The following is a 19,195-nucleotide window of genomic DNA, read 5'->3' on the forward strand; positions in this document are numbered from 1 at the left end:
TATCTGTCTTACGGTAAGCGGATTGTTATTGTTCGTTGTTACAGCAAGAGGACGGGTGAGACAACGCTTGCTGTGCCCACATCCCGTTGGCCCCTGCTGACGTTTCGTCGTGCATCTGTTTCTCAGCCGCTGGTTGTTCTGGTTCAGCCGCGCAGGGATCTGGCCGCCCTGGCCAGCTCGCGAATGCCATCCCAGTCTTTGGCTTCGAGCAGATCATCCGGGGTTAGCCAGGTGCCGCCGACACACATGACATTGCTGAGGCACAGGTATTCGTTGGCATTGGCCGGGCGAATACCGCCGGTAGGGCAGAAACGCACTTCAGGGAAGGGGCCGGCAATGGATTTCAGGATGGCGGTGCCACCGGCGGCAGCGGCCGGAAAAAACTTGAAGCGACGGTAGCCAAAATCCATCGCGGTCATCATTTCGGATACGGTCTGTATGCCGGGCACCATTGGAATGTTGGCGGCGATAGCGCCAGCCAGCAGCGCTGGTGTAGCGCCAGGGGTAAAGATAAATTCACTGCCGGCGTCGATAGCGGCCTGCAGGTTGGTGACATTGGTAACGGTGCCAGCGCCGACGCGAGCGCCTTTGACTTCCTTGCAGATGGCGCGGATGGCATCCAGTGCAGCATCGCTGCGCAGGGTGATTTCCAGCACTGGCAAGCCCCCGTCGACCAGTGCCTGGGCCAGTGGTACGGCGTCTTCCAGATGTTCGATTTTTAATACCGGAATCACCGGTGCCAAAGCGACCAGATCATCAATTTGCTGGATAAAGGTGTCTGGATAATTGCTTGCTGTCATAACAACTCCTTGCGCGCGGCTTATGGATCAGACTGCCCGGATAATCCGGCTTGTGTATTACAGGGCATGGCAAACGGGGATAAAAATCGGTACTTATCACCAGTGGCCAAGAACCCGCAGGCTTCGAGCGTGTTGATGCTATTCAGATGCAAGATCCGCTCCTGTCTGGTTGGCGGCGGATAATGAGCTGTCTGGCTAGCAAACGCCTGCTATCGTGTCGAGCCGGAGAGGGCGATGCACAGATTTGAGACACCATGGTGCCCTCTTTTGTTGATGCCGTGTAGTTATTTAGTTATCCACACAGCCGCCAGATTTTCTTCGTAGCACTTTGCAAGTTTTCCGTACTGAATCATACTGTCTTGCTGCATGGAACTTGATACCTTGAACTGGCCGACAGGGACTCCTTGTCTGTCGTGTATCAAAATAAGAAAAGGACTGCTCACATGGCGACGATCAACCTGTTCGTTAGCGCTATCACCTTGATGCTGCTGTCCACCGCTGTTCTGGCGGGTGACGTGGAGGTGCTCCATTACATGACCTCTACCGGAGAGGCTGCTGCAATTGAGGTTCTGAAAGAGGAGCTGCGAGCCAGCGGCCACTCCTGGAAAGAGGTTGCTGTTGCCGGTGGTGGCGGTGAAACCGCCATGACCGTGCTGAAATTCAGGGCACTTTCTGGCAATCCACCGGCTGCTGCTCAGATCAAGGGGCCGCAGATTCAGGAATGGGGCGAACAGGGCTTACTGACATCGCTGGATAGCATTGCCAGCGCTGGCCACTGGGATGAGCTACTGCCTCCGGTGGTCAGCAATATGATGAAATATCAGGGTGAGTATGTTGCGGTGCCGGTGAATGTCCATCGAGTGAATTGGTTGTGGGCTAATCCCGACGTGTTCCGCAAGGCCGGAGTTGCCATACCGACAACCTGGGATCAGTTTTTTGAAGTGGCCAACGTATTAAAATCCAAGGGTATTCTGCCACTGGCTTATGGTGGCCAGACTTGGCAGGACGCCACTTTCTTTGAAACCGTGGCGCTGGGGGTTGGCGGCGCGGAGTTCTACTCCAGCGCTTTTGTTGATCTGAACCAGAAAACCCTGACCAGCGCGACCATGGTCAAGGTGTTTGAAACCTTCAGGAAAACCCGCGAATACACCGATGCCGATGCACCTGGCCGGGACTGGCACCTTGCCACCCGCATGGTGAGTAATGGTGAAGCTGCGATGCAAATCATGGGTGACTGGGCGAAAGGCGAATTCACCGCCGCTGGTCAGCATGCCGATGTCGATTATGTGTGTCTGGCCGCACCGGATACCAGTGGTGCCTTTATCTTTAATATCGACAGTTTTGCCATGTTCGAGCTACGCGATTCCAAGGCCAGGGCAGCTCAGGCTGATTTGGCGCGGCTGGTAATGGAACCGAAGTTCCAGCAAACCTTCAACGTCAACAAGGGTTCTATTCCGGCGCGGTTAGGGATGGATCGTGCGGTATTCGACAGCTGCGCGCATGCTTCAATGGATGCTTTTGTTGCCAGCGCGGCGACTGCTCAACTGGTACCGAGTATGGCGCATGGTATGGCAACGAGTTCGCAGGTACAGAGCGCCATTTATGACGTCGTGACGGCTTTTTATAACAGCAAGAACCTGTCCGCCAAAGAGGCGGTCGACAAGCTGGCGCATGCGATTGATGCGGCGCGCTGACCCCCTGCTTGGCATTTGTTATTCCATACCTTGTCGCTAATCTCCATTCTGAAATGAAGGCACGATGAATCCATTACTTGAGCATGCCCTGGCGGTTTTTATGGCCTTTTTTGCCATCATGAACCCAATCGCCAATACCACGGTTTTTTTTGGACTGGCTGGTGAAAAAAGCGCCAGCGAGCAGCGTAAAATCGCTAAAAAAGCACTGACCATTACCTTTGTGATTGTGTTGTTGTTTGCTGTGCTGGGAAAATCAATTTTCCACCTGTTTGGCATCACTTTGCCTGCCCTGCGCATAACCGGCGGTGTGCTGGTGTTTATCATCGGCTATCACATGTTGCAGGGGGCAAATTCAAAGCTACACACGGCCGAAGAAGATTCTGATACTGACATTGCGGTCTCACCGATGGCAGTGCCACTGCTTGCCGGGCCAGGCACCATCGCCACCGCCATGAATTATTCGGCAGCGGGTGGGTGGCTGGAAATTGTCCTGACCGTTTTTGCGTTCACCGTACTGTGTTTTATTACTTTTTACTGTTTTGTTTTCAGCGCCAGAATTCTCTCGGTCATCGGTGAAAACGGGCTTGGCATCATTACTCGGCTGATGGGACTGATTCTGGCCGTTATTGGTGTGCAAATGCTGGTTGAAGGCATAAATTCAGCCATTATCATCACCACAGCAGTACAAGCCAGTTGAGATAAGGACGCAGTATTGACTGATCGGAAACCCACGGCGGGATTCGATGTTATGATATTGCCATCAATATTCAGGGGGTAATCATGTCCAAAGCGTTTGAATTGCAGGGAATCGTGCATTCCATTGACGAGACCAAAGCCTACGGTCAGAACGGCTTCACCAAGCGTGAATTTGTGATCAAGCTGACGGGGGAGGGTGAGAAAGCCGAATACCCGAATTATGTTGCGCTGGAACTGATCAAAGACAAATGTGCCTTGATGGACAGCTACAATCTTGGTGATGAAATCCAGGTGAGTTTCAATTTCTCTGGTCGCCTGTGGAATGCACCAGGTAAGCCGGAGAAATGTTTTACCAGTCTGCAGGCCTGGCGTGTTGAGCGGGCGGGCGAGTCAGTGCAGTCTGGAGGTGGCGATCCGTTCGCCCAGAGTATGCCGAACTATGACGATGACGTACCCTTCTGAATATCTTCAGGCCGCTGGACGCTCTCTGGTCGCGGGGGGCCTTCACCTTTTGCCAGTCAGTAATCAAGTGGTTGTTTGGATATGCAGGGAATGCAGGGAGAAGAGTGGTTCAGGGTAGGTCGGAGACAATTGGGTAGCCATGTGGCCCCCATTACGTCTTCGAATAGTGTGAAGCAAAAATCGTTGCCAGACTCAGGCTGGGTGCCGACGACTTATTATTGTGTCGGTGGTGCCTGAAAGACGTCTGGAACTTAGTGGCCGGAAATCATTTTGTGAGATTTGATGTGGAATGCATGTTTGATGCTGGTCATCAGGTCGCTGAAAAAAGCCGCCATATAATCAGAACGCATTTGTTTGGCTTGGGCAATGTGCATATCAATTTCGTCTTTGCTGCAGACGTTGACTGAGAGGTCGTTGTTGTTCATAAGATGAACTCCTTGGTTGGGTTAGCTTGCAGAATCATAGTAGTGATCTTTGTACCGGCAAAAAAGCGAAGCTTTCTAATCAGAATGCTGAAATAAACTAACCATTTGAATGCCGTCTCCAGGTTGTGATCGCTCGGATCATTTCCCCATTTATTCTATAAGCCCCCATAAAAAGCCGGTTTGAAGCATTTTTGCTATATCCATGAGTGTGGATTTGGATCTTTGTTACTTTAAAAAACGTGAGTAATATTTAGGGGACATATATAGACGCTTCCCCAAGATCAAGGATGACTTGGCCCTGACACCTGCCATATGCCCTTGATTTATTTCCTGTTAACCATCACTTGTTCATTGCGATATGTGTATAGGCAGCGCGGTAATGTCCGCAGGTGGTCGCGGTACATGAGCGGACGATGTCGGTGAGAAAGTCCTGTCTGGCAGCTCAGAGACGGTACGCCATAAAACAGACTGGCCAATTGGTGATTATTTGAACAAATATTCCTCGAATCCCGGCGCATGCTGTCCTGGCTGCTACTTTTAAAAGAACAACCACCGGTTTACGGCATCGGCGGATCTTTCGGGAATCTGCAAATGCCTGGCAAGGCCCTTGTTTTGACACCCCCCGACCTTCTACCCGCCAAGTGCGGGTTTTTTTTGCACCAAAAAAGATCTAAAGGCATTATTTTTGTGCGCTATTACCATTCTATCGATCGTTAGTTTCTTGTCTCTTGTTTGTATAGTTTTTTCTGGTCTTTATAGCTATTTATTTATTCTCTATGGTTGTTAAAACTCGCCGTTCTGGCTAAACCCTCTTTATTTTGTCAACTTTGTTGATAGTGTGATTGTTTTAAATTAACTATTTATATAGCTTTAATATATTTTAAAAATATTTTCACACTCTACCGTGTCACTTTTTTGTGCGCTATAACTCATTGTTTTTAAAGGATTAAAATTTTTAGCGTATGGCAAAGTAGACAATTGAATCAAGCCAACACGTTAATCGGAACGCCCTGTGCTGAAGCCTGTGTATGAACCGGAGGATGTGTGATGGCGAATAACTGGTCTGAAGTAATCACCCAAGCCACGGTGTTGAGGCGGCAGTTGCATCAGCAGCCGGAGTTGAGTTGGGAGGAAGAGCACACGGCCCTGGTTGTGCGTCAACGACTGGATCATCTGGGTATTCGCTGGCGTCCTTGTGCTCGTACCGGTACGGTCGCCTGGCTTGGCGGTGCGCATGCGAGTATTCGTTCCAGTGATACTCTCTCCCCGCATATTGCCCTGCGTGGCGATATGGACGCGTTGCCGATTCAGGAACAAACCGGCGTTGCCTGGCAGTCGCGTCAGGATGGCTGTATGCATGCCTGTGGTCACGATGGCCACAGCGCTACCTTGCTGGCGACGGCGCACTGGCTGAAGCTCAACGAAACAGCGTTGCCAGCGCCGGTGACGCTGGTGTTTCAGCCTGCCGAAGAAGGCGGACATGGTGCCAAGGCCATGATCGACGACGGTGCGCTGGAAGGGGTAGACGCCATCTTCGGTTGGCACAACTGGCCCGCGATTCCGTTTGGTCATCTGGCCTGTCCCAATGGCATTGTGATGTGTGGCAACGGCACCTTCCAGATTCGGGTGAGTGGTCGTGGCGGCCATGCCAGTCAACCGGAGTTGTGTCGGGATCCGGTATTGGCGGCCAGTGCGCTGGTGATGGCGTTGCAGCAGATTGTCAGTCGTCGTCTGGCACCGCAGCAGGCCGCCGTGGTCAGTGTAACCTCGATCGAAGCGGTCAGCGCTCCGACGGTGATCGCCCAGAACGCCGTCATATCCGGCAGCATCCGGGTGCCAGACAGCGCCACCCGTTTGCAGGTGAATTCGCTGATCGACGAAATCTGTCAGCACACAGCCGCTGGTTATGGCGTCGCGGCAGAGGTTGATCACCAGCCCCGTTACGAAGCCACCATCAATCACCCGGAGCAGGCGCGTCAGATGCGTCAGGGGTGGGAACAACTGTTTGGTGCTCAGGCGCTAGAGCATGGCGTGCGCTTGCCCATTATGGCGTCGGAAGACTTCAGCTATTACCTCAATGAGATTCCCGGCGCATTTGCGCTGGTCGGTTCCGATGACGGCTCGGCACCCGCCTGGCCCTGTCACAGTCCCCATTACGATTTTAACGATCGCCTGATTGAACAGGTGACCCGTTTGTATGCCCGGCTGGTGCATGCCCCCCAACCCTGAGCAGACCGATGTTACCCAACCGGTTCCGCCAGTTTTGTTTGATGAAGGAGTAATTGATGAGCATTTTTACGCAACGTGAGTCCGATATTCGTGCCTACTGTCGTGTTTATCCCGTGGTGTTCGATAAAGCCTCCAACGCCCGTCAGATTGATGAGCAGGGCAATGAATATATCGATTTTTTTGCCGGGGCCGGGGTACTGAATTTTGGCCACAATAACGAACGCATGAAAGCGGCGGTGATCGACTACATCCAGCAAGACGGTGTGCTGCACAGTCTGGATATGCACACCACCGCCAAGCGTCGCTATATGGAAGTGTTTGAAAGCGTGATTCTGGAACCACGCGCCATGGAGCACCGGATGCAGTTTATGGGGCCAACCGGCACCAATGCTGTTGAAGCCGCTTTGAAACTGGCGCGGCGGGTTACCGGACGGCGGCAGGTCGTGGCCTTCTCGAAAGGCTTCCATGGCATGACACTGGGTGCGCTGGCTTGTACCGCCAACAGTTACTTCCGGGGTGCGGCAGGCGTTGCGCTCGATAACGTCACGCATCAGCCGTTTGCAGAAATCACGCATCTGGACAAACTGCGTGAACAATACGCCGATGCGTCCAGCGGCGTTGAGCCGCCGGCTGCCTTTATTGTCGAAACCATTCAGGCCGAAGGCGGCGTCAATGTCGCCAGCAAAGAATGGTTGCAGGCACTGCAAGCCCTCGCCCATGACCATGGTGCCTTATTGATTGTTGATGAAATCCAGGTGGGCTGTGGCCGCACCGGGTCGTTTTTCAGCTTTGATGATGTTGGCATCGACCCAGACATTATCTGTCTGGCCAAGGGCATTGGTGGTATGGGCACACCGATGGCGATGAACCTGGTCAAACCGGAGCACGACAAACATTGGTCACCGGGTGAGCATACCGGCACCTTCCGGGGCCAGAACCTGTCCTTTGTGGCGGGTGTCGAGGCGCTGAACTACTTCCGCGACAGTGAACTGATGGATCAGGTGGCGAACTACACCGAGGTGATGAACACCGCTCTGGCACCGTTGGCGCGCAAATATTCACAGGTTGCCATTCGTGGCAAGGGCATGATCATTGGCCTCGATGTGGCGGATACCGAACACGCCAAAGCTATCGTGGCCGAGTGCTTTGACAACGGTCTGCTGATCGCCAGTTGCGGCACCGGTGGTCGGGTGCTGAAGCTGATTCCACCGTTAACCATTCCTGAAAGTGACCTCAGGGCCGGACTGGCCATTCTGGTTCGTGCCACCGACAACGCACTGGAGGCAGCCCGATGAGACAGCGTGATGATATGACTTTCCCGCACGAAGAATACGTACGCCGGATGGACGCCCTGCGAGAGCGTATTGCCTACCGCCGGCTCGACGCCGTGGTGATTTCCGACCCGGAAAACATCATGTACCTGACCGATTACCAGACCACCGGCTACAGTTTCTTTCAGGCGCTGGTAGTACCGCTGGAAGCCGAACCATTCATGATCACGCGGGCGATGGAAGAATCCAATGTGATTCATCGCACCTGGGTGGAAGTGACCCGTCCTTACCCGGATACCGGCGATGCCATCCAGATGCTGGTGGATGCGCTGACTGAATTTGGCTTGGCCAACAAACGTATTGGTTACGAACGTAACTCCTACTTTTTCCCGGCCTACCACCAGGACTTTATCCACACCCGGATGCGTAATGCCAAGCTGCTGGACTGCTTTGGCATTGTTGAGCAAGGGAGGATTTGTAAATCCGTACACGAAATCGGGATTATGCAACGGGCCGCTACTGCCACCGAAGCGGGTATGGCCGCAGGTATTGAGGCTTGCATGGCGGGTGCCAGTGAGAACGAAATTGGTGCCGCCATCAGCTCCGGCATGTTCCGCGCTGGTGGCGAAACCCCGGCGGTGATGCCCTATGTCACCTCCGGCCCTCGCTCAATGATTGGTCATGCGACCTGGGAAGGACGGGTGGTGCAGCCGAACGAACATATCTTCCTGGAAGTCGGCGGTTGTTATCGGCGTTACCACACCGCCATGATGCGCACCGTGGTACTTGGCGAGCTGAGTGATTCCATGTACAAAGCGCAGGAAAAGATGAAGCAGGCGTTAGATGCCGTGCACGAGTTTGTGCAGCCGGGCATGACCGTCTCGGATGTGGATAACATGATCCGTAATATCATTTCCGACAACGATGTGGGTGCCCGGCTGGCGACCCGCTCCGGGTACTCGATCGGCATCGCCTTTCCACCGAGCTGGGATGAAGGCTACATTGTCAGCCTCAATCAGGGCGATTCGGCAATTCTGGAAGAGGGTATGACCTTCCATATTATTCCCTGGATGTGGGGCGTCGACGGCGACAAGACCTGCGGCATCTCCGATACCATTTACATCACTGACCAGGGCTGCAAGTCCTTCTTCAGTATGGAGCGGGATTTTGTGGTGAAGCCGGAGCCGAGCAGCAATCTGGTGGATCTGGGTGCCGTTGCCCGCAAGCCAGAATCTGCCCCCGCCGAGCTGGCACTGGCAGACAAGCCCGCAGCCAAAAAGAAAACCGCCGATGCCTGATGCGATAAGCCATCGATAGACTCGATGGCTGACCAGACCCTTGAATTAACCGAGCTGCCCTGTTGGATATCCGCAGCGGCAGCCGCAGGAGATAGTATGCTGACGGTAACAAACCCGACCACCGGGATGGTGCTGGAAACTTACCCCACACTGTCTGTGGATGACATAAATCAGCGCATAACACAGGCCACCAACGCCTATCAAGACTGGGGCAGTGCCCGATTGAGCTTGCGTTGCAAAGTAATGCTGGGGGTTGCGGCCAAGCTGCGTGAACGCAAGCAGGCGCTGGCCGAGATGATGGCACTGGAAATGGGCAAGCCAATCCGGGAAGGATTGGCAGAAGTGGAAAAAGCCGCCTGGTGCACCGAACATTACGCTGAACAGGCAGCGGTGTATCTCGACAGTGAATCGATTGAATCGGACGCTGTGCAAAGCTATGTCACCTATCAACCATTAGGTGCGGTGTTGGGTATTTTGCCCTGGAATGCGCCGCTGTGGCTGGCATTCCGGTTTCTCGCTCCGGCGCTGATGGCCGGTAACACCTGCGTGATGAAACACGATCCGAATGTGCAGGGCTGTGCACAGCTGATTGAGACGGTCTTTGATGACGTATGTGCGGTCAACAAAGTACCAGCCCACATTATGGTCAATCTGACCGTGGCGACGGAACAGATCGAAGCGGCTATTCGGCATCCGGCAATTCAGGCGGTGTCATTTACCGGCTCCAGTGCCGCTGGTGCCAAAGTTGCCAGCATTGCTGCTGCCGAAATCAAACATGCTGTACTGGAGCTGGGTGGCTCAGACCCCTGCATCGTGATGGCCGATGCCGACCTCGACAAGGCTGCAGACATCGTCGTGTTGTCGCGCATGATCAATGCCGGTCAATCCTGTATTGCCGCCAAACGGATACTGGTCGAAGCACCAGTGTACGACGACTTTGTCGACAAGCTGGCCAGCCGGATGGAACAATTGGTGATTGGCGACCCGTTGCTGGACGACACCCAGATAGGCCCGATCGCCCGTCAGGATTTAATGAACAACCTGCATCGCCAGGTCGCCGACACCATTAACGCCGGTGCTCGCTGCCTGTTGGGTGGTGAACCACTACATCGTCCGGGATTTTATTACCCGCCGACCTTGCTGGTAGACGTCGAACCGGGCATGGCCGCCTTTGAAGAAGAAACCTTCGGGCCTGTGATGGCGGTGATGAAAGTCGACGATTTTGAGCACGCTATCACGGTCGCCAACGCCACAGAATACGGCCTTGGTGCCAGCATCTGGACCAATACCCCACGGCAGAAACGTCAGGCCATCCTGCGCCTGCAAGCCGGACAAGTGGCGGTGAACGGCATCGTCAAAACCGATCCACGGCTGCCATCCGGTGGTATCAAAAAATCCGGCTACGGTCGCGAACTGGGGCCGCAAGGAATTCGGGAGTTCACCAACGCCAAACAGGTGTGGATAGGCTAAACGAGGCACCCATGCTGCTGTCTGCATGGGTGTTTTACCCCAGCGAGATAATCAATTAAGTATCATTGATGCGATGATTGGCAAACAATAATCTAACCCGGTGACGCTACTGCCATTGCCTTAAAGCCCTCCCAAGACCACCCGAACGTCCACTCTGGAGTCACGGCTAATAAACTCGGCTAAGACGAAGACGGACGGGTGATTAACCCGCCCTTGCTGCGTTTGGCTCAGCCTTGCATATGCGCCCGATATTCCAGCTGACGTTCCAGCATCCAGCCCGGATATTCGTCTGGCAAACGGCTGACTTCATCCAACATTGCTCGCTCCTCAAGCGTCAGTTGCACCTGGGTTGCCGCGATATTGTCCTGCAGTTGATCGATGCGTTTGGCACCGATAATCACGCTGGTGACGGCTTGCTGGTGAAGCAGCCAGGCCAGTGCAATCCGCGCTACGCTGGTTTGTTTTTTGGCGGCAATGCCTCGCATCACGTCAATGACCTGACTGCCGCGCTCGCGGTTGACCGGTGGGAAGTCGAACTTGGCGCGACGGTTTTCTTCCGATGCTTCCGGGCCTTCGTATTTACCCGACAGGTAGCCACCGGCCAGAGGACTCCAGACCATCAAGCCGATGTTTTCCGCTTCGAGCATGGGGATGACTTCCCGTTCGAGATCGCGGCCGACAAGGGTGTAATAGGCCTGCAGCGAGATAATCGGGCACAGTCGACGGGCTTCGGCGATGCCGACCGCTTTGATCACTTGCCAGGCAGCCCAGTTCGATAGCCCGATGTAGTTCACCAACCCGTGTTGTACCAGAGTGTTGAGGGCTTCGAGGGTTTCTGCGATTGGCGTTGCCTTGTCGAAACCGTGAATCTGGTAAAGATCAATGTAGTCGAGTTGCAGGCGCTGCAAGCTGGCCTTGCACTGGCTCATAATGTGGCCACGTGATGCCCCCCGAGTATTGGGGCTGGCACCCATGGGGCCGAGCACCTTGGTCGCAATCACGACCTCGCTGCGGTTAACGCACAGGTTCTTTAATGACTGGCCCAGCAAGCGTTCGCTGGCGCCACCACCGTAGACGTTGGCGGTATCGATAAAATTGATGCCTGCCGCCAGTGCGGTCGTCACCAGTTCATCGACTTGTTGCTGTTGTAGCTGGCCGATCATGCCCCAGATGCCATCACTGCCACCAAAAGTCATGGTGCCAAGGCACAGTTCAGACACAAACAAGCCGGAATTGCCCAGCTGACGCATACGCATCCCGCCTGAATTGGTGGCCGGGGGAGTAATATTGGGTGTGGTTGGCATAACAAGTCACCTTGGTTGGTTTGTGATTGCCTGTGCGACTGTGGCAAAGGCATGGGGTTATGCTATCGCCAGAAGCTGTCAGAACCGCTGGCAGAAACTCGCAGACTCTTGCCTGATCCTGTCAAACTGTTTGCCGGGGCCTTCTTTTTGACGGACGTCAGAGTAAGGTGGTTCCAGGTGATAGTCGGTGCTGGTGAGAGACGGTTAGAGACTGGTGGCCGCTGTAGCAGAACGAACGGGAGAGCATCAATATGAGTACACAATCCGGGGTGATACCATTCAAACGGCCAGAACCGACAGGTGCTGCTGTTGATGACCGACAGGATACGGCGCTCGACCAACTGCGAGTGTTGGCAGAACGGCAGTGGCATACCCATGGCCATAACAATGCCATTGATGGCTTGCGGCTGACCCTCGCCACCGAGCCCAGCGGCACTATTCGGGCGATTTACCCGACCTCATTTTGTGTGGTGCTGCAAGGCAGCAAGATCAGTGAACTGAGCGACTCCCGGTTTCACTATCAGCGTGGCCAATGCCTGTTTGCGTCGGTGAATGTGCCGGTGAACTCCCGTATTGTCGACGCCAGCAGCCAGCAGCCCTACGTGGCGTTCAGTTTGGCCATCGACCCGGCGATGGTGTCGGAATTGCTGCTGCAACACCCGGACATTCAGACTGCTGTAACGCCGGTCACTGCGCTTGCCAGCGCTATGTCTGGTACCACCAGACAACCGGCGTTATCGACGGGTGAGATCCCCGCCGACCTGTACGATCCGCTGATGCGCCTGCTGTACTTGCTGGATCAACCGCAACACCTCGATATTCTTGAACCGCTGATCCGACGGGAAATTTGTTGGCGATTATTACGTTCACCGATGGGCGCTGCGCTGCTGCAAACAGGCCTGGAAGACAGCGATACTGCCCGTATTGGTCGGGTCACGGCCTGGATACGTACCCATTTTCAGCAAGCCTTCAAAGTGGCCGATCTGGCCGCGATGGCCAGCATGAGTGCCGCCTCGTTTCACCGCCATTTCAAGGCGATTACCCAGCTCACGCCGGTACAGTTCCAAAAACAGATACGCTTGCAAGAAGCCCGGCGATTACTGCTTACCGAGCACGAAGTGGCCAGCGTTGGCTATCAGGTCGGTTACGAAAGCCCATCGCAATTCAGCCGTGACTACCGCAAATTATTCGGCGCCCCACCGGGGAAAGACAAGGCAGTAATGCGCTCGGAAATAGCGATTGAGAGCCGGGTGTGATTTGATCGGAGTTTCTTGCTTCGGAATCCCGTTATGACTGCTGCTACCCCTGAAAAGGTCGCCATTTTTGTCGACGTACAAAATGTCTATTACACCACTCGCAGTGCCTTTAAACGCAACTTCGACTACAACCGCTTCTGGGCACAAGCCACAGAAGGGCGTGACCTTGTCAAAGCCGTTGCCTATGCCACCGACCGTGGTGATCAGAAACAGCGGGAATTCCAGAATATCCTGCGGGCGATTGGTTTCGATGTGCGGTTAAAACCTTTTATTCAGCGTGCCGATGGCTCCGCCAAGGGCGACTGGGATGTGGGTATTACCATTGATGCGCTGGAATTTGGTCAGCAGGCAGACGTGGTGGTGCTGGTCTCTGGTGATGGCGATTTTGATTTACTGGCCAATAAACTGAGGGTCGGTGAGGGTAAGCGGGTGGAAGTGTATGGCGTAGCCAAACTGACGGCGGCTGCGTTGATTAACGCTGCCAGCGAGTATTTCCCGATTGATGGGGACTTGTTGTTGGGTTAACCGGTTCGGTTTTAAACGGTACGGAGCGGCGAGTTTCCATGCTGGCCAGCTATACCGGCAGCCTGTGGGTCAATCCGGATGTCAGCCGGGTGCTGATTGAGTCCGAACAACACGCCAGTAGCCTGTTCGCTCGCAAACGGGCAAACCATACAGGCTCATGCTCAGATGATTTCACGGGATGGGAAGGCTGGTAGCGCATTCATCAGGCCGATCAGGCCGATTTCACCTGTGCTCTCCAGTCTACCCGCGCAAAAATAACGCCTTCCACCGCCAGCACATTGCCGTTGCTACTGTAAACGCCGCAGCCTTTCTCTGTGACATGGTGCATCTGGCCATTGGTATGAAACAGCCGATAGTTGAGTTCGAAGCTGCGATGCTGCGCCAGTGCCTCCTGTACTTGTTGCCATACATAGTCGGCGTCGGCCGGGTGTATCAGTTTGCCGTAACTTTTGTGGGTCATTCTGACCAGGTCGTCGGCGCTATAGCCGGTCAGTGCCAGGCAGCCTTCGCTGACGTATTCCATCGTCCAGTCGCGGTCGTTGCGGGAGCGATAAATCATGGCCGGTAGCCGCGACATCAGGGCATTCAGACCACGTTGGGTGGCCTTGTTTTGCTGGTCGGTCTGAACCTGACGGGTGATATCGCAGAGGGTGGCGGAGAGATATTGCTTATCCAGCGTTTGCAGGCGCAGCTCACACCAGACCAGGGGATGCTCATGACTGGCCAATCGCAGTTGGAGTGGCTCAGGGGATTGGCCGTCGGTGACGTTGCCATTGAGTTGCTGAAGCCAGCCGGAGCGATCCTGCGGGTGCAGAAAGTCTGCCAATGGTCGGCCGATACTGGCGTCGAGAGTATGGCCGGTCAGACGATGCCAGGCCTGGTTGGCATAGGTCAGTCGTCCCTGGCGATCAAGCTGTAAGACCGCATCACTCAGGCTGTCGAGCAGGTGTTGCAGGTCAGCCGCTGCTAGCTGGGTTGAAGGCTGCCGGGGCTTGCGGCGTAACCAACTCAAAGACTCAGGCTCACGGCATCGGGGTGCTGGTGTACCCAGGCGGCCAGTTCCAGCCGTGAATGCAAATTCAGTTTGCGCAGCAGGCTTTTGACGTAGACCTTGACCGTACCATCACTGATGCCCAGTTCGCGGGCAATCAGTTTGTTGTTCAAGCCTTGGGCAATCAGAGTCAGGGTCTGGCGTTCGCGAGCGGTCAGGTCGATGCCGCCGGGCAAGCTGGGCTCCGATTCGGCTAGCGGGTGGCTGGCGCTATGATCACTCAGGCCGGGTTGCCGGAACGCCTGGGCCAACAGGGTCACGCTGTGATTGTTGAGGGCCACCTCACCAGACAATACACCATCCAGCTGGGCCAGCATGTCGTCGGGCGCGGTGTCTTTCATCAGGTAGCCATTAGCGCCGCTGCTGAGAGCTTCAAACAGGTCGCTGTCGTGCTCGGAAGCGGTAATCACCACCACTTTGATGTCCAGTTCCTGCTGACGAATCTGGCGCAGCAGATCAAGGCCGCTGATTTCCGGCATATTCAGGTCGAGTAACACCAGATGCGGCTGATGCTGCTCCAGTGTCGCTAACAAATCACCACCATGTTCGAGGTCGGCGGCGACGCTGAAGTGTTCGCTATCGTTCAGCAGCTGCACCACTCCCCGGCGAAACAGCGGGTGATCATCGACCACCACGACGCGGGCCGGTGTTGCTGGTATGGATGGATGGCCGTGTGTGCTGTTGGGCGTTATGTTGGATGACAAGGTCATGGTTTTCCCCCCGGATGAGTGGCTGCCGGGCTGTCGTGCCGGACGGTTGCGGGTGAAGAGACTAACGGCAACTGCAGTCGGACGCGGGTGCCGCTGGGCTGGCGTGGGCCAATGGTCAGTCTGGCGCCAATACGTTGTGCCCGTTCTTGCATGATTTGCAGCCCGAAGCTGCCGCTGTTGGCGGTTGCCTGTATACCTCGGCCGTTATCTTCAATGTCGCAGACCAGCTGATCGTCGGCCTCGCGGCAGAGACGAATACGGGCGTGGCTGGCATGGGCATGACGCACCAGATTACACACCGATTCCCGCACAATGTAGAGCAACTGGGTAGCCTGATGATCGTCGATTGGCAGGTTTTCGCAGCGATTGTCCAGCTCAAACACCAGTGCCGAGCGTTCTTCAAATTCCTCAACCAGCTGATTGAGTCCGCTGCCCAGTTCACTGGCCAGAGTCGACAGGCGTGAGGTGGCAATCAGTTCGCGGGTTTGACGGTAGGCAAACAGGCACTGTTCGGAGAGATCAAGGACATCTGGTAACAGCGGCGCCAATTCTGCGTTGTTATCACAGCGCTTGGCCAGCCGGGCACTGCTCATACGCAGATACCCGAGTACCTGGGCCACCGAATCGTGTAACTCGGCGGCGTGCCATTGGCGCTCTTCCTGCAATGCTTGTTGCAGTCGTTGCTGCTGTTGATACCAGCCGTTGAGGCCACGTCGCAGTACGGCAGTGAATAGTGTCAGGCACTGTTCGAGCTGTTCTTGATCGTGGGCCTTGAGTGGTTGTCCGTTTACCAGTAACCAGCCACAACCCTGACTCAGTGCCAGTGGTTGCATCCAGCTGCCAGCGGGCAGTGGTTGATGGGCCGGATCGTTACCCGTACCCGTACCCGTTTCCGTGAGGCTGGATAGAGCGATACAGCGATAGCCTGCGCCTTTGATGTCGGGCAGCCATAAGGTTTTCAGGACGCCGTCATGCGCGCTGGCACGGGTCGATTTGAACTGTTGTTGTAGCCAGGACTGTACTGGAGCCAACAGCGGTACCAGATCGGTTGCCGGGTGTTGGCAGCTGGCGATATCACAGGCCAGATCCGGCAATAATCGCTGCATGACGACCTGAGCATTATCTGCGACCGCCCGGGATCGGCTGTATCGGTTTGGTGGCGTCGATATTAGCCATTCCAGCAGGCGCTGCAGTCGGCCAGCGACTGGCCGGGTTATGCCATTCGATTGCATTACTGTCATCGAATTTCCCTCCGTTTATGGCCCTGGAAGCGAGGGTGGTCGCCGACCAGTTAAGACCTTTGGGCATGACAGGTAGCAGATGCTGTGCCAGTTCCTCTTTTTTGTTGTTTTTTTGGCCAATTCCCTTGCCTTTGAGAGGAATATTCTCAAGTGAGTATCCCTTCCTGAGTATTGAGGAGAACAATCCCTTGAGTAAATATTTTTAACCGAAGGGAAACAGCCACAAGTCATCTGTTTCCACCATTTGTTAACCAGGCTTTGCGTTTGTCGGTCGGCGAATATGCACCAGAGTGACTCCCGTCTCGGAGAATTGCACTGGGGTGACGCACAGAACAGCGCGAGCCAGCAGGAGTTGTTATGGCGTTTGCTTTGCAACCACAGTCTGAATCCCGGATTCCAGTCCATTGTCGGCGTTACCGGCTATGTGGCCAGGAGGTTTTGCGGTTGCTGTTACGGCCAGGTGATCACTTGACGCTGACGGGCAGTGACGCCCTGCAGGGCGTCGAGATTATCCGCTGCGATGCCGTGCTAGCCCCTGCGCTGGAGCTTGAGAATAATGCCCTGTCGCTGATCCCCGGTGTGGCCAGCGGCACGCTGAATTTGCTGGAACAGAGTGACCGTCGTTCGCGTTTGTCATGCCAGCAGTTACAGCACTGGCAGGTTGCCGGACATCTGACGGAGGCATTGGCGATTCCGGCTGCGGCGATCATGGCGGAGTGCACGCTGATTGCCCGACAAGAGCAGACGCTGGTGATTGTGGCTCCCGCCGAGGCGATGGCCGTGGATAGCCAGATAGCGCCGGGGGAGGTGGACATTGGCCACCGCAGTGCGCGTTTCGCCGATAACCTGCCCGAACCGCTGGCACCGCCTGTACTGGATTTGCATATCCCCCATAGCAGCGCCCGCGCCTATACCGTCAAGGCCGGACAATGGATTCAGGTGATGGATGTCGAGGGCAAGCAGTGCTCCGACTTTATCGCCTTTGACCTGAACGCCGTAGAAGCGTCCAGACGTGGTGATATATCCCCCCAAGAGATAGCCACTCTGGACGCAGCGGCGACCCGCACCATGATGGGCCATAGCCTGCCAACGCCGGGTCTGCATTCGCGTTTTTATGATCAGAATATGGCAGCGATGCTGGAAGTGGTGCAAGACACCGTCGGCCGTCACGACAGTTTTCTGATGGCCTGTACGCCCCGTTTTTATGAAGACGCTGGCTACTTTGGTCATATCAGCTGTACCGCTAATTTCAACAACCAGCTGTGCGACTGGAATATTCCACCTCGCGCTGGCTGGCCAGCGATCAATTTCTTTTTTAACACCGCCATCAGCGACTGTGGGGCAGTGACCGGAGACGAACCCTGGTCGCGTCCGGGTGATTACGTCTTGATGCGTGCCCAGCGCGATCTGTTGTGTCTCAGTTCCGCCTGTCCTGACGATATTGATTCAGCCAACGGCTGGTGCCCGACCGCGATACACGTCCGGGTTTACGATGCCGAGCAGTCTTTTCCACGATCCGTCGCCTGGCGGGATATTCCCGAGGAGCTTCCACGCATGACCCAGCAAACCGGTTTCCATAGCCGTACCTCCGCCCTGACCAGTCACTTCAGTGAGTACAAGGGTTTCTGGCTGGCAGATGAATTTTCAGGCTGGGGTGCCACGGCCGAATACCTTGCCTGTCGCGAGCGGGTAGCGATGATCGACCTGACGCCATTACGCAAGTTTGAAGTGGTTGGCCCGGATGCCGAACGACTGTTACAGCTGGCGCTGACCCGTAATGTCCGTCGCCTGGCCGTCGGCGAAATCACCTATACCGCGCTGTGTCATGTTACCGGTGGCATGATCGACGATGGCACCCTGTTTCGCATGGGGCCGCAGTCTTTCCGCCTGATTACCGGTGATTCCTTTGTCTGCACCTGGCTGAAACAGCTGGCCAGTGAGCATCAGTTTGAAGTGCGGGTACAGGAATCCACTCGCCAAATACACAACGTCGCCGTACAAGGGCCTAACAGCCGTGAGCTGCTTGGCCAGCTGATCTGGACACCCGAGCACCAGCCGGACGTGGCAGAACTGGCCTGGTTCCACTTCACCATCGGTCGTTTGGGTGGCCCCAGCGGACAACCGGTGATGGTATCGCGTACCGGTTATACCGGCGAGCTGGGCTTTGAAGTCTGGACTCACCCGGACGATGCCCCGGCCATCTGGGATGCCATCTGGGATGCTGGACAAGCGTTTGATATTGCCCCGATGGGATTGCTGGCACTGGATATGTTGCGCATTGAAGCCGGGCTTATCTTTGCCGGTTACGAGTTCTGTCCGCAAACCAGCCCCTACGAAGCCGGGATCGGTTTTACCGTACCGATGAAAACCAAGGACGACGACTTTATTGGTCGCGCCGCACTGGCCCGCCAAGCCCCGGAAAGCCGCCAGAAACTGGTCGGACTTATCATCAACAGCACTCAAACCGTCAGCCATGGCGATGAGGTGTTTTTTCCGCTGGCCGGAGGAGGTCGCTTCCCGGTTGGCGTCGTCACCAGCGCGACCTTCTCGCCCTTGCTGAAACAACAGATTGCGCTGTGCCGGGTGGCCCCAGACGCCGCAAGCCCAGGCACGGCACTGGAAGTTGGCCAGCTCGACGGGGTGCAAAAGCGCCTTCCGGCGACCGTCACGACCACACCGTTTTATGACCCGGAACGCACCCGAGTGCGCTCCTGAGCTGCCCATACTTGCAGCACAGAACAACCAATAACCTGAGGATATACC

Annotated in this window: 17 protein-coding genes; 11 read left to right on the forward strand and 6 right to left on the reverse strand. The window is 55.4% G+C overall.

Annotated features, from left to right (window positions below; all coding sequences use genetic code 11):
• Positions 1-143 precede the first annotated feature (143 nt).
• Positions 144-800, reverse strand: coding sequence for a bifunctional 4-hydroxy-2-oxoglutarate aldolase/2-dehydro-3-deoxy-phosphogluconate aldolase (locus WG929_RS10230; RefSeq protein WP_369855899.1), 657 nt, complete (start codon positions 798-800; stop codon positions 144-146).
• Between the two features lie 443 nt (positions 801-1,243).
• Here WG929_RS10230 and WG929_RS10235 point away from each other — a divergent pair, with 443 nt between their 5' ends.
• The 3 genes from WG929_RS10235 (at position 1,244) to WG929_RS10245 (ending at position 3,652) form a co-directional block, all read left to right on the forward strand.
• On the forward strand, positions 1,244-2,494 hold the full coding sequence (locus WG929_RS10235; protein WP_416205955.1) for an ABC transporter substrate-binding protein: 1,251 nt from the start codon (positions 1,244-1,246) through the stop codon (positions 2,492-2,494).
• A gap of 64 nt (positions 2,495-2,558) precedes the next feature.
• Positions 2,559-3,191, forward strand: a complete 633-nt coding sequence (locus WG929_RS10240) for a MarC family protein (protein WP_369855897.1) — start codon at positions 2,559-2,561, stop codon at positions 3,189-3,191.
• 83 nt (positions 3,192-3,274) lie between these two features.
• Positions 3,275-3,652 carry a DUF3127 domain-containing protein gene (locus WG929_RS10245; protein WP_369855896.1) on the forward strand — a complete coding sequence of 126 codons (378 nt, stop codon included), beginning with the start codon at positions 3,275-3,277 and terminating at the stop codon, positions 3,650-3,652.
• A gap of 251 nt (positions 3,653-3,903) precedes the next feature.
• Here the strand turns inward: WG929_RS10245 and WG929_RS10250 are convergent, their stop codons facing one another.
• Entirely contained in the window at positions 3,904-4,077 is a 174-nt protein-coding gene (locus tag WG929_RS10250; RefSeq protein WP_369855895.1) for an RSP_7527 family protein, read from the reverse strand.
• A 1,047-nt stretch (positions 4,078-5,124) separates the two neighbouring features.
• Here WG929_RS10250 and doeB2 point away from each other — a divergent pair.
• The 4 genes from doeB2 (at position 5,125) to WG929_RS10270 (ending at position 10,345) form a co-directional block, all read left to right on the forward strand.
• Positions 5,125-6,306: a N(2)-acetyl-L-2,4-diaminobutanoate deacetylase DoeB2 gene (gene doeB2, locus WG929_RS10255; protein ID WP_416205956.1), complete on the forward strand. Its 1,182-nt coding sequence runs from the start codon at positions 5,125-5,127 to the stop codon at positions 6,304-6,306.
• A 56-nt stretch (positions 6,307-6,362) separates the two neighbouring features.
• Complete coding sequence (locus WG929_RS10260; protein ID WP_369855893.1) at positions 6,363-7,601, forward strand: aspartate aminotransferase family protein; 1,239 nt, start codon at positions 6,363-6,365, stop codon at positions 7,599-7,601.
• Entirely contained in the window at positions 7,598-8,875 is a 1,278-nt protein-coding gene (doeA, locus tag WG929_RS10265; RefSeq protein WP_369855892.1) for an ectoine hydrolase, read from the forward strand. The genes WG929_RS10260 and doeA overlap by 4 nt, the downstream gene beginning before the upstream one ends.
• 96 nt (positions 8,876-8,971) lie before the next feature.
• Positions 8,972-10,345: an NAD-dependent succinate-semialdehyde dehydrogenase gene (locus WG929_RS10270; RefSeq protein ID WP_369855891.1), complete on the forward strand. Its 1,374-nt coding sequence runs from the start codon at positions 8,972-8,974 to the stop codon at positions 10,343-10,345.
• A 227-nt stretch (positions 10,346-10,572) separates the two neighbouring features.
• On the opposite strand, the gene WG929_RS10275 is transcribed toward WG929_RS10270, so the two are convergent.
• Complete coding sequence (locus tag WG929_RS10275) at positions 10,573-11,649, reverse strand: aldo/keto reductase (RefSeq protein ID WP_416205957.1); 1,077 nt, start codon at positions 11,647-11,649, stop codon at positions 10,573-10,575.
• Between the two features lie 251 nt (positions 11,650-11,900).
• On the opposite strand from WG929_RS10275, the gene WG929_RS10280 reads away from it, so the two are divergent.
• The 3 genes from WG929_RS10280 to WG929_RS10290 are packed head-to-tail and all read left to right on the forward strand — an operon-like array spanning position 11,901 to position 13,624.
• Complete coding sequence (locus WG929_RS10280) at positions 11,901-12,905, forward strand: AraC family transcriptional regulator N-terminal domain-containing protein (protein WP_369855889.1); 1,005 nt, start codon at positions 11,901-11,903, stop codon at positions 12,903-12,905.
• 33 nt (positions 12,906-12,938) lie between these two features.
• On the forward strand, positions 12,939-13,430 hold the full coding sequence (locus WG929_RS10285; RefSeq protein WP_369855888.1) for a LabA-like NYN domain-containing protein: 492 nt from the start codon (positions 12,939-12,941) through the stop codon (positions 13,428-13,430).
• A gap of 38 nt (positions 13,431-13,468) precedes the next feature.
• Positions 13,469-13,624, forward strand: coding sequence for a hypothetical protein (locus tag WG929_RS10290; protein ID WP_369855887.1), 156 nt, complete (start codon positions 13,469-13,471; stop codon positions 13,622-13,624).
• 17 nt (positions 13,625-13,641) lie between these two features.
• Here the strand turns inward: WG929_RS10290 and WG929_RS10295 are convergent, their stop codons facing one another.
• Genes WG929_RS10295 through WG929_RS10305 form a run of 3 tightly spaced genes read right to left on the reverse strand, consistent with a single transcriptional unit; the run spans position 13,642 to position 16,432 of the window.
• On the reverse strand, positions 13,642-14,442 hold the full coding sequence (locus WG929_RS10295; protein WP_369855886.1) for a PAS domain-containing protein: 801 nt from the start codon (positions 14,440-14,442) through the stop codon (positions 13,642-13,644).
• On the reverse strand, positions 14,439-15,191 hold the full coding sequence (locus WG929_RS10300; RefSeq protein ID WP_369855885.1) for a response regulator: 753 nt from the start codon (positions 15,189-15,191) through the stop codon (positions 14,439-14,441). Before WG929_RS10300 ends, WG929_RS10295 begins: the two co-directional genes overlap by 4 nt.
• The gene (locus WG929_RS10305) at positions 15,188-16,432 is read right to left on the reverse strand and encodes a sensor histidine kinase (protein ID WP_369855884.1); all 1,245 of its coding nucleotides are present in this window, start codon (positions 16,430-16,432) and stop codon (positions 15,188-15,190) included. The genes WG929_RS10300 and WG929_RS10305 overlap by 4 nt, the downstream gene beginning before the upstream one ends.
• A 357-nt stretch (positions 16,433-16,789) precedes the next feature.
• On the opposite strand from WG929_RS10305, the gene WG929_RS10310 reads away from it, so the two are divergent.
• A complete protein-coding gene (locus WG929_RS10310) occupies positions 16,790-19,147 on the forward strand; it encodes a DUF1989 domain-containing protein (RefSeq protein ID WP_369855883.1) in 2,358 nt (785 codons plus the stop codon).
• Positions 19,148-19,195: the final 48 nt, after the last annotated feature.

Source organism: Oceanobacter antarcticus (assembly GCF_044962685.1).
In the GTDB taxonomy this organism is placed as follows: domain Bacteria; phylum Pseudomonadota; class Gammaproteobacteria; order Pseudomonadales; family Oceanobacteraceae; genus Oceanobacter; species Oceanobacter antarcticus.

Bases quoted from the DNA above. Each gene is read 5' to 3' on its own strand.
- WG929_RS10230 (WP_369855899.1), bottom strand. From the start codon at position 800: ATGACAGCAAGCAATTATCCAGACACCTTTATCCAGCAAATTGATGAT.
- WG929_RS10235 (WP_416205955.1), top strand. From the start codon at position 1,244: ATGGCGACGATCAACCTGTTCGTTAGCGCTATCACCTTGATGCTGCTG.
- WG929_RS10240 (WP_369855897.1), top strand. From the start codon at position 2,559: ATGAATCCATTACTTGAGCATGCCCTGGCGGTTTTTATGGCCTTTTTT.
- WG929_RS10245 (WP_369855896.1), top strand. From the start codon at position 3,275: ATGTCCAAAGCGTTTGAATTGCAGGGAATCGTGCATTCCATTGACGAG.
- WG929_RS10250 (WP_369855895.1), bottom strand. From the start codon at position 4,077: ATGAACAACAACGACCTCTCAGTCAACGTCTGCAGCAAAGACGAAATT.
- doeB2 (WP_416205956.1), top strand. From the start codon at position 5,125: ATGGCGAATAACTGGTCTGAAGTAATCACCCAAGCCACGGTGTTGAGG.
- WG929_RS10260 (WP_369855893.1), top strand. From the start codon at position 6,363: ATGAGCATTTTTACGCAACGTGAGTCCGATATTCGTGCCTACTGTCGT.
- doeA (WP_369855892.1), top strand. From the start codon at position 7,598: ATGAGACAGCGTGATGATATGACTTTCCCGCACGAAGAATACGTACGC.
- WG929_RS10270 (WP_369855891.1), top strand. From the start codon at position 8,972: ATGCTGACGGTAACAAACCCGACCACCGGGATGGTGCTGGAAACTTAC.
- WG929_RS10275 (WP_416205957.1), bottom strand. From the start codon at position 11,649: ATGCCAACCACACCCAATATTACTCCCCCGGCCACCAATTCAGGCGGG.
- WG929_RS10280 (WP_369855889.1), top strand. From the start codon at position 11,901: ATGAGTACACAATCCGGGGTGATACCATTCAAACGGCCAGAACCGACA.
- WG929_RS10285 (WP_369855888.1), top strand. From the start codon at position 12,939: ATGACTGCTGCTACCCCTGAAAAGGTCGCCATTTTTGTCGACGTACAA.
- WG929_RS10290 (WP_369855887.1), top strand. From the start codon at position 13,469: ATGCTGGCCAGCTATACCGGCAGCCTGTGGGTCAATCCGGATGTCAGC.
- WG929_RS10300 (WP_369855885.1), bottom strand. From the start codon at position 15,191: ATGACCTTGTCATCCAACATAACGCCCAACAGCACACACGGCCATCCA.
- WG929_RS10305 (WP_369855884.1), bottom strand. From the start codon at position 16,432: ATGACAGTAATGCAATCGAATGGCATAACCCGGCCAGTCGCTGGCCGA.
- WG929_RS10310 (WP_369855883.1), top strand. From the start codon at position 16,790: ATGGCGTTTGCTTTGCAACCACAGTCTGAATCCCGGATTCCAGTCCAT.